We start from the raw sequence: 12,839 nt of genomic DNA on the forward strand, positions 1-12,839 counted from the left end.
TTGACTCCTGGCCACCACTGTCCAGGAAGCAAGGAGGCGCCGCCGTGCCGTCCGAGACCGTTTCGCCCGAGGCCGCGCCGCCCGAGTTCGACCTGCTCGTCGTCGGCGGCAGCGGTGTGGACACCATCGTCCGGGTCGAGCGGCTGGAACTCCCGCCCGGCGACTCGCGGTTCGTCGAGCCGGTGCGGGACTACGTCGGCCACACCGGCAACGGCGTCGCCCTCGGCGCCCACCACCTCGGCCTGCGCACCGCGTTCATCGACTTCCTCGGCGACGACCCCCAGGGCGACCTGGTCCGCGCCCACTACGCGCGCCACGGACTGCACTTCGCGCACCTGGTGAGCCCGTACGGCACCCCGCGCGGGGTCAACCTGGTGGACCCGGCCGGCCGCCGGTTCTCCTTCTTCGACGGCCGCCACCCCGCCGACCTGCGGCTGCCGCGCGACTTCTGTCTGCCGTACGCCGAGCGCAGCCGGCACGTCCACCTGTCCATCACCGGCGTCAACCGGGACATGTACGGCGACCTGCACCGCCTCGGCCGCACCACCTCCACCGACCTGCACGACTGGGACGGCGCCGACCCGCACCACCGCGACTACGCGCTCGGCTCCGACCTGGTCTTCCTCTCGGTGGCCGGCTGCCGCGGCCGGCACGAGGAGGTGATGCGCGCGATCCTCGCCGAGGGGCGCGCGCGGGTGGTCGTCGCCACCGCCGGCGCCGAGGGCTGCCACCTGCTCACCCGGGACGACCCGGCGCCGCGCCGGCTGCCGGCCGTCGACCCGGGCCGTCCGGTGGTGGACACCAACGGCGCCGGGGACGCCTTCGTGTCCGGCTTCCTGTACGCCTGGTTCCAGGGCCGCCCGCCGCTGGACTGCGCCCGGGCCGGTACGGTGGCCGGGGCCTTCGCCTGCACCGCCGCCGGGACGCACACCGCTTTCGTCGGAGCCGCAGAACTGGACGCGGTGCTGACGCGCTGACGGTATTTCTCATCGAGCTCCAAGGAGCCGGTCACGCCCTTTCCAGGCTGAGGCGCCATAGTCGTTCACCGAACGACGCCACCGACCGCCCCGGCAGGAGAGACAGGCATGGGCAAGCACCGCCGCGAGAGTTCGCGCCGCCGCAGACTCCTGGCCCCGTCCCTGTTCACCGCGCTGTCCGCGGTGGCGGTCGCCGCGGTGCTGACCGGGACGCACGGGCTGGACCTGTCCGACACGACGGCCGCCGGGAAGGCGGCCCGCAGCACCCGTGCCTCCGTGCCCGTCCCGGCCACCGACCCGGTCGCGGCCCCCACGCCCTCCGCGGCCCCGACCGCCGACCCGACGGCCACCGCGACGGCCACCCCCGCCGCCGCGCCGGCCGCCCCGACCACCACCGCCGCCGCCGACGTCGCGTTCGGCACCACCGCCCCGGCGCCGGCCGGCGACCGCGAGACCGGGACGGTCGGCGCGCTGTTCAGCGGCACGCCGACGGCCGGCGACCACTTCTGCACCGCCAGCGTGCTGCACAGCGCCACCGGCAACCTGCTGCTGACCGCCGCGCACTGCCTCAGCAGCACCGACGGCGTCACCTTCGCCCCCGGCTACCGCGACGGCTCCGCCCCGTACGGCACCTGGCGGGTGACCGCGATCCACACCACCGCCGGCTGGTCCCAGAAGGGCGACGAGGACGAGGACTTCGCGATCCTGGAGACCGCCCCCAGCAACGGCCGCAACGTCGAGGACGTGGTCGGCGGCAACCGGCTGGGCACCGACGAGCCGTTCGGCGCCACCGTCCGCCTCTACGGCTACCCCGCCGACGCCGAGGCGCCCGTCCTGTGCACCAACACCACCGGGCAGCAGAGCGCCTACCAGCGGGTCGTCCACTGCCCGTCCTACCCGGGCGGCACCAGCGGCGGCCCGTGGATCAACACCGCCACCGGCGACGTGATCGGCGCGATCGGCGGCTACCAGCAGGGCGGCGACACCGACGACGTCTCGTACAGCGCCCTCTTCGACCACACCATCGCGGACCTGTACACCCAGGCCGAGGCGGCCGCCTCCTGAGACACCGGGCCCGGACCCGGCTCCACCCGGGCCCGGACCCGGTCGCGCGTCCGCATACGACAAAGGCCCAGATCCGTGGATCAACTCCACTGATCTGGGCCTGACTTGCACTTCCTGCGAAGTGCCCCCGGTAGGATTCGAACCTACGCACCCGCCTCCGGAGGGCGGTGCTCTATCCCCTGAGCTACGGGGGCCTGTTGGCCTGTCGGTCGCTCGCGCTTCCGACGTGAGAACAGTACCAGGCTCCGGCGGTGGTCCGTGCACGGGTTTCCCCGAAGATCGTCCGGCCCGCGGATCGGCCCGCGGATCGGGCCGCGAATCGGGCCGCGAATCGGGCGGCGGATCGGCCCGCGGATCGGGCCGTGTGCCGGGTGGGGGCGGAAGTGCCCAAAGGCCGGACGGGGCGGCGGGGCCGCCGATACCCTCGGTGAGGTGTCGGGAGTGTCCGGGCGGGTCCTCGTGGTGGACGACAGCGAGGTGATCCGCCAGCTGATCAGGGTCAACCTGGAGCTCGAGGGCTTCGAGGTGGTGACCGCCGCCGACGGCGCCGAGTGCCTGGAGGTCGTCCGCCGGGTGCGGCCCGACGTGGTGACGCTGGACGTGGTGATGCCGAGGCTGGACGGCCTGCGGACGGCGGCCCGGCTGCGCGCGACCCCGGACACCAGCCGGCTGCCGATCGCGATCGTGAGCGCCTGCACCCCGGCGGACCTCGACCTGGGGGAGACGGTCGGGGTGGACGGCTACCTCGGCAAGCCCTTCGACCCGGCCGACCTGGTGGCCCTGGTCCGGCGCCTGATGGGGCTCGCGGAACAGTCCGCCGGGCCGTCCGGCGGGCGCCGTGCCGGCCCGTCCGACGCAGTTCGCCCTGAGCGAACAGAGCGGACGGATCGCGGCTGAGACCCGGTAACCACGGCGCACCGGCGTCTCAACCGGTAAACCGGGTGGCGGGCGGGCACCCCGTCTCGCCTACGCTTGGCGTCGTGACCCCCGCAGACCTTTCCCAGGCAATCCAGGCCGCAGTGAGCTCCGCCGTCGAGGCGGGCGAGCTGGCCGTCGCCGTGCCCGAGCACGTGACGGTCGAACGGCCCAAGAACAGGGACCACGGCGACTACGCGACCAACGTGGCCCTCCAGCTCGCCAAGGCGGCCGGCAAGCCGCCGCGAGCCGTTGCCGAGCTGCTGGCCGACCGCCTGCGAGGGATCACCGGCGTCGCCAAGGTCGACATCGCCGGTCCGGGCTTCCTGAACATCACCCTGGACACCGCCACCGCCGGCGCGCTGGCGCGCACCGTCGTCGAGGCGGGCGAGGCCTACGGCCGCAACGAGGCCCTCAAGGGCCTGAGGATCAACCTGGAGTTCGTCTCCGCCAACCCGACCGGCCCGATCCACATCGGCGGCGTCCGCTGGGCCGCCGTCGGCGACTCGATGGCGCGCGTGCTGCGGGCCTCCGGCGCCGACGTCACCACCGAGTACTACCTCAACGACGCCGGCGTGCAGATCGGCAAGTTCGCCGCCTCGCTGCAGGCCGCCGCGAACGGCCGCCCGGCGCCCGAGGACGGCTACGTCGGCGAGTACATCGTCGACATCGCCAAGGCGCTCACCGACGCGATCCCCGGCGTGCTCGACCTCTCCGAGGAGGAGCAGCTCCAGGTCTTCCGCACCGAGGGCCTCAAGCTCATGGTCGCCGAGATCAAGCGCTCGATGGACGAGTTCGGCACCCACTTCGACGTGTGGTTCTCGGAGAAGACGCTGCACGACTCCGGCGCGGTCGAGAAGGCCATCGACCGGCTGCGCGAGCAGGGCCACGTCTTCGAGCAGGACGACGCGGTCTTCCTGCGCACCACCGACTTCGGCGACGACAAGGACCGCGTCCTGGTCAAGGCCGACGGCGACAAGACCTACTTCGCCGCCGACGCCGCGTACTACCTGTCCAAGCGGGACCGCGGCGCCGAGGTCGCGCTCTACATGCTGGGCGCCGACCACCACGGCTACGTCAACCGCCTCAAGGCCATCGCGGCCTGCGCGGGCGACGACATGGACCACAACATCGAGGTGAAGATCGGCCAGTTCGTGAAGATGCTTCGCGACGGCGAAGAGGTCCGCATGTCGAAGCGGGCCGGCAACATCATCACGATCGACGACGTGATCGAGTGGATCGGCGTGGACGCCGCCCGCTACACCCTGGCGCGCTCCTCCACGGACTCGACGATCACGCTGGACATCAACCTGCTGACCAGCCAGACCAACGAGAACCCGGTCTTCTACGTCCAGTACGCGCACACCCGGATGTGCGGCGTGGCCCGCAAGGCCGCCGAGCTGGGCGTGGACAAGGGCACGGTCGAGCAGTTCAAGCCCGAGCTGCTCGCCACCGAGTGGGAGTCCGACGTGCTCGGCCACCTCGCGGAGTTCCCGCGGGTGCTGGCCACGGCCGGCGAGCTGCGCGAGCCGCACCGGGTCGCGCGCTACCTGGAGGACCTCGCGGGCAAGTACCACCGCCTGTACGAGAACTGCATGTTCCTGCCCAAGGGCGACGAGGAGCTCTCCGACACGCACCGCGCCCGCCTCTGGCTGGTCGAGGCGACGCGCACCGTGCTCGCCAACGGACTCACGCTCCTGGGCGTGACGGCGCCCGAGCGGATGTAGGCACCACCCCCAAGCGCACGGCGGGGGCGGCTGACGGTCAACGTGGACCGTCGCCGCCCCTCGCCATAGGTCTCGAAGGATCTCCGAAGATGAGTCGCTCCGCACACCCGGCAGGCCCCCGTCACGGCGACGTCCTGCCCGAGGGCCACTACCAGGCCCCGCCCGCCGACCTGAACGCGCTCGACCCCAAGGTCTGGTCGCGCACCGTCGCCCGGAACGCCGAGGGCGTGGCGACCGTCGGCGGCATCGACGTCAGGCGGCTGGCCGCCGAGTTCGGCACCCCCGCCTACGTGCTGGACGAGGAGGACTTCCGGTCCCGGGCGCGCGCCTGGCGGGACGCCTTCGGCACCGGCGCGGACGTCTACTACGCCGGGAAGGCGTTCCTCTCCAAGGCCGTCGTGCGCTGGCTGCACGAGGAGGGCCTCAACCTCGACGTGTGCAGCCCGGGCGAGCTGGCGGTCGCCCTGGCCGCAGGGATGCCGCCGGAGCGGATCGCGCTGCACGGCAACAACAAGTCGGCGGACGAGCTCGAGCACGCGGTGAAGACCGGCGTCGGGCACATCGTGGTCGACTCCTACGAGGAGATCGGGCGCCTGGCGGCGATCGCCGCCCGCCAGGGCGTGCGCCAGCAGGTGCTGATCCGGATCACCGTCGGCGTCGAGGCGCACACCCACGAGTTCATCGCCACCGCGCACGAGGACCAGAAGTTCGGGCTGTCCCTCACCGGGGGAGCGGCCGCCGAGGCGGTGCGCCGGGTGCTCGGCCACGACAGCCTGGAGCTGCGCGGCATCCACTCGCACATCGGCTCGCAGATCTTCGACATGGCGGGCTTCGAGGTGGCCGCCCGCCGGGTGGTCGGCCTGCTGGCCGGGATCCGTGACGAGCACGGCGTCCAGCTGCCCGAGATCGACCTCGGCGGCGGCCTCGGCATCGCGTACACCAGCGAGGACGACCCGCGCGAGCCGGCCGAGATCGCGGCCGCGCTGGCCGACATCGTCCGCCGCGAGTGCGCCGCCGCGAACCTGGACGCCCCCCGGCTGAGCGTGGAGCCGGGCCGGGCGATCGTCGGCCCGACGGCGTTCACGCTGTACGAGGTCGGCACCGTCAAGCCACTGGAGGGCCTGCGCACCTACGTCAGCGTGGACGGCGGGATGTCCGACAACATCCGCACCGCGCTGTACGACGCCGAGTACTCGGTGGCCCTGGTGTCGCGCACCAGCGACGCGGAGCCGATGCTGGTGCGGGTGGTCGGCAAGCACTGCGAGTCCGGCGACATCGTCGTCCGGGACGCCTTCCTGCCGGCCGACCTGGCCCCGGGCGACCTGATCGCGGTGCCCGCCACCGGCGCCTACTGCCGGTCGATGGCGAGCAATTACAACCACGCCCTCAAGCCCCCCGTGCTCGCCGTCAGGGACGGTGCGGCGCGGGTGATCGTCCGGCGCGAGACGGAGGAGGATCTCCTGCGTCTGGATATCGGATGACGAAATCCTCGTCTCAGATCATGGAACGACCGTAGATCCGTACGGAAAGTCCCGGAGACTGGTAGAGACCGAAGTTCCCGGCGGTCCAGGAAAACCCGCCGGAAATTACCGAAGCAGAAGAATGCAGAGCGGAGTCGGATGATGCGTACGCGCCCGCTGAAGGTGGCGTTGCTGGGTTGTGGTGTGGTGGGCTCCGAGGTGGCGCGCATCATGACGACGACGGCCGACGACCTCGCCGCTCGCATCGGCGCTCCGGTCGAGTTGGCCGGGATCGCGGTCCGCCGGGCCGGGCGGACCCGCCCGGGCGTCCCCGAGCACCTGATCACCACCGACGCCGAGGCCCTGGTCAACCGGGGCGACATCGACGTGGTGGTCGAGGTGGTGGGCGGCATCGAGCCCTCCAAATCGCTGATCCTGTCCGCCTTCCGGCAGGGCGCCTCGGTGGTCAGCGCCAACAAGGCGCTGCTCGCCAAGGACGGCACCGAGCTGCACGCCGCGGCCGCCGAGGCCGGGGTGGACCTGTACTACGAGGCCGCGGTGGCGGGCGCGATCCCGCTGCTGCGCCCGCTGCGCGAGTCCCTCGCGGGGGACAAGGTCAACCGGGTGCTGGGGATCGTCAACGGCACCACCAACTTCATCCTCGACAAGATGGACACCACCGGCGCCGGCTACTCGGAGGCGCTGGAGGAGGCCACCGCGCTGGGCTACGCCGAGGCCGACCCGACGGCCGACGTCGAGGGCTTCGACGCCGCCGCCAAGGCCGCGATCCTGGCCGGCATCGCCTTCCACACCAAGGTCACCGCGGCGGACGTCTACCGCGAGGGCATCACCGAGGTGACGGCGGCCGACATCGCCTCCGCCAAGGAGATGGGCTGCGTGGTCAAGCTGCTCGCGATCTGCGAGCGGGCCGCGGACGGCGAGTCCGTCACCGCGCGCGTCCACCCGGCGATGATCCCGCTGTCGCACCCGCTGGCCTCCGTCCGCGAGGCGTACAACGCGGTGTTCGTCGAGGCCGAGGCGGCCGGCCGGCTGATGTTCTACGGCCCCGGCGCGGGCGGCTCGCCGACCGCCTCCGCGGTGCTCGGCGACCTGGTCGCGGTCTGCCGCAACAAGCTCGCCGGCGCCACCGGCCCCGGTGACTCGGTGTACACGCGGCTGCCGGCCAAGCCGATGGACGAGGTGGTCACCCGCTACCACGTCAGCCTGGACGTGGACGACCGCGCGGGCGTGCTCGCCCAGGTGGCATCCGTCTTCGCCGAGCACGGCGTCTCCATCGACACCGTGCGCCAGCAGGGCCGCGACGGCGACGCCTCGCTCGTCGTGGTCACCCACCGTGCCACCGACGCCGCGCTGTCGGCGACGGTCGACAAGCTCCGCGCGCTGGACAGCGTGCGGGACGTGGCCAGCATCATGCGGGTCGAAGGGGAATAAGGAACCAGCCATGAACGCCGTTGCCGAGAACGTCGTCCGAGGCGCGCACACCCACCAGTGGCGCGGCCTGATCGAGGAGTACCGGGACCGCCTGCCGGTCACCGCGGCCACCCCGGTGGTCACCCTGTTGGAGGGCGGCACGCCCCTGGTCCCCGCCCAGGTGCTCTCCGAGCGCACGGGCTGCGAGGTCTACCTCAAGGTCGAGGGCGCCAACCCGACCGGCTCCTTCAAGGACCGCGGGATGACGATGGCCATCTCCAAGGCCAAGGAGGAGGGCGCGCAGGCGGTCATCTGCGCCTCCACCGGCAACACCTCGGCCTCCGCCGCCGCGTACGCGGTGCGGGCCGGGATGGTCTCCGCGGTGCTCGTCCCGCAGGGCAAGATCGCCCTCGGCAAGATGGGCCAGGCGCTGGTCCACGGCGCCAGGATCCTCCAGGTCGACGGGAACTTCGACGACTGCCTCACCCTTGCGCGTGAACTGTCCGAGAAGTACCCGGTGGCGCTGGTCAACTCGGTCAACCCGGTGCGGATCGAGGGCCAGAAGACCGCGGCCTTCGAGATCGTCGACATGCTCGGCGACGCCCCGGACATCCACGTCCTGCCGGTCGGCAACGCGGGCAACATCACCGCGTACTGGAAGGGCTACCGCGAGTACGCGGCCGACGGCCTCGCCACCCGCACCCCGCGGATGTGGGGCTTCCAGGCCTCCGGCTCGGCCCCGATCGTGGACGGCGCGCCGGTGCTCAAGCCGCAGACCATCGCCACCGCGATCCGGATCGGCAACCCGGCCTCCTGGGACTTCGCGCTCGCCGCGCGGGACGAGTCCGGCGGCCTCATCGACAAGGTGACGGACCGTCAGATCCTGTCCGCCTACCGGCTGTTGGCCTCCCAGGAGGGCGTCTTCGTGGAGCCCGCCTCGGCCGCCTCGGTGGCCGGTCTGCTGGCCAAGGCGGAGGCCGGCCTGGTCGACCCGGGCCAGCGGATCGTCTGCACCGTGACCGGCAACGGCCTGAAGGACCCGGACTGGGCGGTGGCCGGCGCGCCGCAGCCGCAGATCGTCCCGATCGACCCGGAGGCGGCCGCCCGCAGCCTCGGACTGCTCGACCGGTAAAGGGCCCTGACGCCCCGACGGGCCGACCCTTTCGAGGGTCGGCCCGTCGGAGTTCCCCCCTGACACTTTTGTGTCCATTGGGTTCCGCATTGCGATCCTTTTCCACCCCTCCCGTCGACGGGGAGGGGTGAGCATTTCCGGCCAGAACGGCAACACACCAGATCGAAGGCCCACGGGGTGTACCGCTCGGGAACCTCTCTTCGATACTCTGGCTTCGGCCGTGTGGCACATGCCCCGGGCCCGGCGGGTCCGGGCCGCGCCGACACCGCGACCGCCCGCCCCCCGGAGGGGCCGCGGTCCGTTCCCACCCTCGCACCGACGACGCGCTCCGCGCCGCCCGATTTACCCCAGGAGAGTCCACCGTATGGCCGGTCCCGCGTTCCGTGCCGCCGCCGTCCGGGTCAGGGTTCCCGCGACCAGCGCCAACCTCGGCCCGGGCTTCGACGCCTTCGGGCTCGCGCTGGGTCTGTACGACGACGTGGTCGTCCGGGTCGCCGACTCCGGCCTCTCCGTCGACATCGCCGGTGAGGGCGCCGAGACGCTGCCGCGCGACGAGCGCCACCTGCTGGTCCGCTCGATGCGCGCCGCCTTCGACCGGCTCGGCGGCCAGCCCCGCGGCCTCGAAGTGGTCTGCGCCAACCGGATACCGCACGGCCGCGGCCTCGGCTCCTCCTCGGCCGCCATCTGCGCCGGCATCGTGGCCGCCCGCGCGGTGACCATCGGCGGCCGGTCCGCGCTGGACGACGACGCGCTGCTGGCCCTCGCCTCCGAGCTGGAGGGCCACCCCGACAACGTCGCGGCCTGCCTGCGCGGCAACTTCACCATCGCCTGGACCGACGAGGAGTCGGCCAAGGCGGTCGTGCTGGAGCCGTCCGAGCAGGTCGTCCCGGTGGTGTTCGTGCCGGCCGGCGAGGTGCTCACCGAGACCGCGCGCGGACTGCTGCCGAAGACCGTCCCGCTGGCCGACGCGGCCGTCAACGCGGGCCGTTCCGCACTGCTGGTGGAGGCGCTGACCAGGCGCCCCGAACTGCTCCTCGCCGCCACCGAGGACCGGCTGCACCAGGACTACCGCGCCTCCGCCATGCCGGACAGCGCCGCGCTGGTCGGCGCCCTGCGCGCCGAGGGCTTCCCGGCGGTCGTCTCCGGCGCCGGCCCGACCGTCCTGGCCCTCACCGACGAGGCGGGCGCCGACAAGGTGCTCTCCTTCGCCGGACACCACGGCCACGGCGGCGACCCGGCGTTCGCCGCGCACCGGCTGGACGTCGACCGCACCGGGGCCGTCGTGCTCCCGCTGGACGTCTGAGCAGCCCGAACGGGCCGCTCGGGACCCGGCACCGGCACCCTGCCGAGCCGGGTCCGACGGACACGATTGGCAAGCGCAAGGCTGGGGAATGTCTGAGGGGGTCGGTAGTGTTAACCTCATTGCTGCACCAGGTGCCCTCCGGGGCTAGGTGCGCCGCGTCCCGATCCCAGCGCTCCACGGCAGTGGAGTCCCGGCGATGCACGGGGCGACGATTCTCCGGGAGCCCACCGCAGCGCGTACGCAGCCTGCCTGCGCGACATGCGGCCGCATCCCGAAGCCGTGACGGCACCTGACTCCCACCCGCAGCCTCCCACCTGAGGCCAGGACGGGCGGAGCACGGGCCACCGTCACGCGACGGGGGCCCGGGATTCGCAGGAAGCGTGGGGGTTACGCCCTCAGGGGAGGTCGACACACGACCGGCCCACGCGCCACTCAGCACCACCGTGCTTCACGCACCGCACCTCGCACGTAACCCTCTCTCGACAGGCTCCCGCCATTCGAGGGATCACCGCCTCGGACCGACGCAGTCGAGCGTTGGTCAGGACAGCACAACCGGTCGCCGAGCCAGACAGGCCGACGTCCGCTCCAGGGAAGGACCCTTAGTGAGCGACTCCACCGATCTGATGGGCGCGCGCCCGGACGCAGAGGCGTCGGACGCAGCCGCCGCCCCCGCTGCTCCGGCGCGGCGCCGCCGCAGTGCCGCCGCGGGCCTGGACGGCATGGTCCTGGCCGAGCTCCAGAAGCTCGCCGCGGACCTTGGCATCACCGGTACCGGACGCATGCGCAAGAGCCAGCTGATCGAGACCATCAAGGAGAAGAGCGGCGGGGACCCGCTGCTCGCCGCCGGCGGCACCGCCCCGGCCGCCAAGCGCACCGCCGCCAAGGCGGACGCCGAGGCCCCGGCCGAGAAGCCGGCCCGCCGTACCAAGGCCGCCGCCGCCAAGGCCGAGGCCCCGGCCGCCGCCGAGCCGCAGGCCCAGATCGAGATCCCGGTCCAGGCCGCCGCGGAGACCGCCGCGCCCGCCCGTACCGAGCGCACCCGCCGCCGGGCCACCTCGGCCGCCGGCGCGCCCGTCGCCCCGGTCGCCGAGGCCGCCGCCGAGCCCGCCACCGTCGCGGTCGCCGAGCCGAAGCAGGCCGAGGCCCGCCCGGCCGAGACCCGCGGCTTCGAGGGCCGCGAGGACGGCCGCGAGTCGCGTCGCGACCGCCGCGAGCGCCGTGACCGCCGCGAGGGCACCGAGCGCACCGAGCGCACCGACCGCCAGGAGGGCGGCGAGGCCCAGGACGGCGACAGCCGCGAGTCGCGCCGCGACCGCCGCAACCGCCGCGAGCGCGCCGACCGCCAGCCCCAGCAGGGCGGCGGCCAGCAGCAGGGCGGCCAGGCCGAGCAGCAGGGCCGTCAGGGCCAGCAGACCCAGCAGCCGCAGGCCCAGCAGCAGGGCGGCTACGAGGACGACGAGTTCGGCGAGGGCCGCCGCGGCCGGCGCGGGCGCTACCGCGACCGCCGCGGCCGTCGTGGCCGTGACGGCTTCGAGGCCGCCGGCGTGGCCGAGCCGCAGGTCGGCGAGGACGACGTCCTGATCCCGGTCGCGGGCATCCTCGACATCCTCGACAACTACGCGTTCGTGCGCACCTCCGGCTACCTGCCGGGCCAGAACGACGTCTACGTCTCGCTCGCCCAGGTCCGCAAGAACGGCCTGCGCAAGGGTGACGCCATCACCGGTGCGGTGCGCCAGCCGCGCGAGGGCGAGCGCCGCGAGAAGTTCAACGCCATGGTGCGCCTGGACTCCGTCAACGGCATGGACCCGGAGAGCGGCCGCGGCCGCCCCGAGTTCAACAAGCTCACCCCGCTCTACCCGCAGGAGCGGCTGCGCCTGGAGACCGACCCGGGCGTGCTGACCACCCGGATCATCGACCTGGTGTCGCCGATCGGCAAGGGCCAGCGCGGTCTGATCGTCGCGCCGCCGAAGACCGGCAAGACCATGGTGCTCCAGGCGGTCGCCAACGCGATCACCCACAACAACCCCGAGTGCCACCTGATGGTCGTCCTGGTCGACGAGCGTCCGGAAGAGGTCACCGACATGCAGCGGTCGGTGAAGGGCGAGGTCATCTCCTCGACCTTCGACCGCCCGGCCGAGGACCACACCACCGTCGCCGAGCTGGCCATCGAGCGGGCCAAGCGCCTGGTGGAGCTGGGCCACGACGTGGTCATCCTGCTGGACTCGATCACCCGCCTCGGCCGCGCCTACAACCTGGCGGCGCCGGCCTCCGGCCGCATCCTGTCCGGTGGTGTCGACTCGACCGCGCTGTACCCGCCGAAGAAGTTCTTCGGCGCCGCGCGCAACATCGAGAACGGCGGCTCGCTGACCATCCTGGCCACCGCGCTGGTCGAGACCGGCTCGCGCATGGACGAGGTGATCTTCGAGGAGTTCAAGGGCACCGGCAACATGGAGCTCAAGCTCGACCGGAAGCTCTCGGACAAGCGCATCTTCCCGGCCGTCGACGTGGACGCCTCCAGCACCCGCAAGGAGGAGATCCTGCTCGGCAGCGAGGAGTTGGCCATCGTCTGGAAGCTCCGCCGGGTGCTGCACGCGCTCGACTCGCAGCAGGCGATCGAGCTGCTCCTGGACAAGATGAAGCAGACCAAGAGCAACGCCGAGTTCCTGATGCAGATCGCCAAGACCACCCCCGGCTCCGGCGACTGACCGTAGCCGGACGGCTGTCGAAGCACGGAACCCCGGATCGCGCGAGCGGTCCGGGGTTCCGTGCGTCCTGGCCGCTTTGTTCCAGAGTCGGGACACCTTGGGGGCGTTTGGATCATGTTGTCCG

The 12,839-nt window shown here is 72.7% G+C and carries 9 protein-coding genes and 1 tRNA gene; 9 read left to right on the forward strand and 1 reads right to left on the reverse strand.

All coding sequences use genetic code 11. The features are described 5' to 3' along the window. Window positions 1-44: 44 nt before the first annotated feature. Together ACWDD9_RS23710 and ACWDD9_RS23715 are read left to right on the forward strand one after the other, a co-directional pair. Window positions 45-977, forward strand: coding sequence for a carbohydrate kinase family protein (locus ACWDD9_RS23710; protein WP_049657742.1), 933 nt, complete (start codon window positions 45-47; stop codon window positions 975-977). Window positions 978-1,085: 108 nt separating this feature from the next. Then, window positions 1,086-2,042 (forward strand): trypsin-like serine peptidase, encoded by a 957-nt coding sequence (locus ACWDD9_RS23715; protein ID WP_449812602.1) that lies wholly within the window; start codon window positions 1,086-1,088, stop codon window positions 2,040-2,042. A 122-nt stretch (window positions 2,043-2,164) separates the two neighbouring features. Here the strand turns inward: ACWDD9_RS23715 and ACWDD9_RS23720 are convergent. Continuing rightward, a tRNA-Arg gene (locus tag ACWDD9_RS23720) sits at window positions 2,165-2,236 on the reverse strand. A gap of 247 nt (window positions 2,237-2,483) precedes the next feature. On the opposite strand from ACWDD9_RS23720, the gene ACWDD9_RS23725 reads away from it, so the two are divergent. The 7 genes from ACWDD9_RS23725 to rho all read left to right on the forward strand — a co-directional run bounded on the left by ACWDD9_RS23725 (window position 2,484) and on the right by rho (window position 12,715). After that, the gene (locus ACWDD9_RS23725; protein WP_049655897.1) at window positions 2,484-2,939 is read left to right on the forward strand and encodes a response regulator; all 456 of its coding nucleotides are present in this window, start codon (window positions 2,484-2,486) and stop codon (window positions 2,937-2,939) included. 83 nt (window positions 2,940-3,022) lie between these two features. After that, complete coding sequence (argS, locus tag ACWDD9_RS23730) at window positions 3,023-4,684, forward strand: arginine--tRNA ligase (RefSeq protein WP_049655895.1); 1,662 nt, start codon at window positions 3,023-3,025, stop codon at window positions 4,682-4,684. An 89-nt stretch (window positions 4,685-4,773) separates the two neighbouring features. Beyond that, window positions 4,774-6,165 (forward strand): diaminopimelate decarboxylase, encoded by a 1,392-nt coding sequence (lysA, locus tag ACWDD9_RS23735; protein WP_117489540.1) that lies wholly within the window; start codon window positions 4,774-4,776, stop codon window positions 6,163-6,165. Between the two features lie 138 nt (window positions 6,166-6,303). Next, window positions 6,304-7,596, forward strand: a complete 1,293-nt coding sequence (locus tag ACWDD9_RS23740) for a homoserine dehydrogenase (protein WP_049655891.1) — start codon at window positions 6,304-6,306, stop codon at window positions 7,594-7,596. A 10-nt stretch (window positions 7,597-7,606) separates the two neighbouring features. Beyond that, the gene (gene thrC / locus ACWDD9_RS23745) at window positions 7,607-8,707 is read left to right on the forward strand and encodes a threonine synthase (RefSeq protein ID WP_049655889.1); all 1,101 of its coding nucleotides are present in this window, start codon (window positions 7,607-7,609) and stop codon (window positions 8,705-8,707) included. Between the two features lie 364 nt (window positions 8,708-9,071). Then, complete coding sequence (gene thrB, locus ACWDD9_RS23750; RefSeq protein ID WP_049655887.1) at window positions 9,072-10,010, forward strand: homoserine kinase; 939 nt, start codon at window positions 9,072-9,074, stop codon at window positions 10,008-10,010. A gap of 602 nt (window positions 10,011-10,612) precedes the next feature. Next, window positions 10,613-12,715 carry a transcription termination factor Rho gene (gene rho, locus ACWDD9_RS23755; RefSeq protein ID WP_181970680.1) on the forward strand — a complete coding sequence of 701 codons (2,103 nt, stop codon included), beginning with the start codon at window positions 10,613-10,615 and terminating at the stop codon, window positions 12,713-12,715. Window positions 12,716-12,839: the final 124 nt, after the last annotated feature.

The organism is Kitasatospora sp. NPDC001119 (assembly GCF_053598475.1).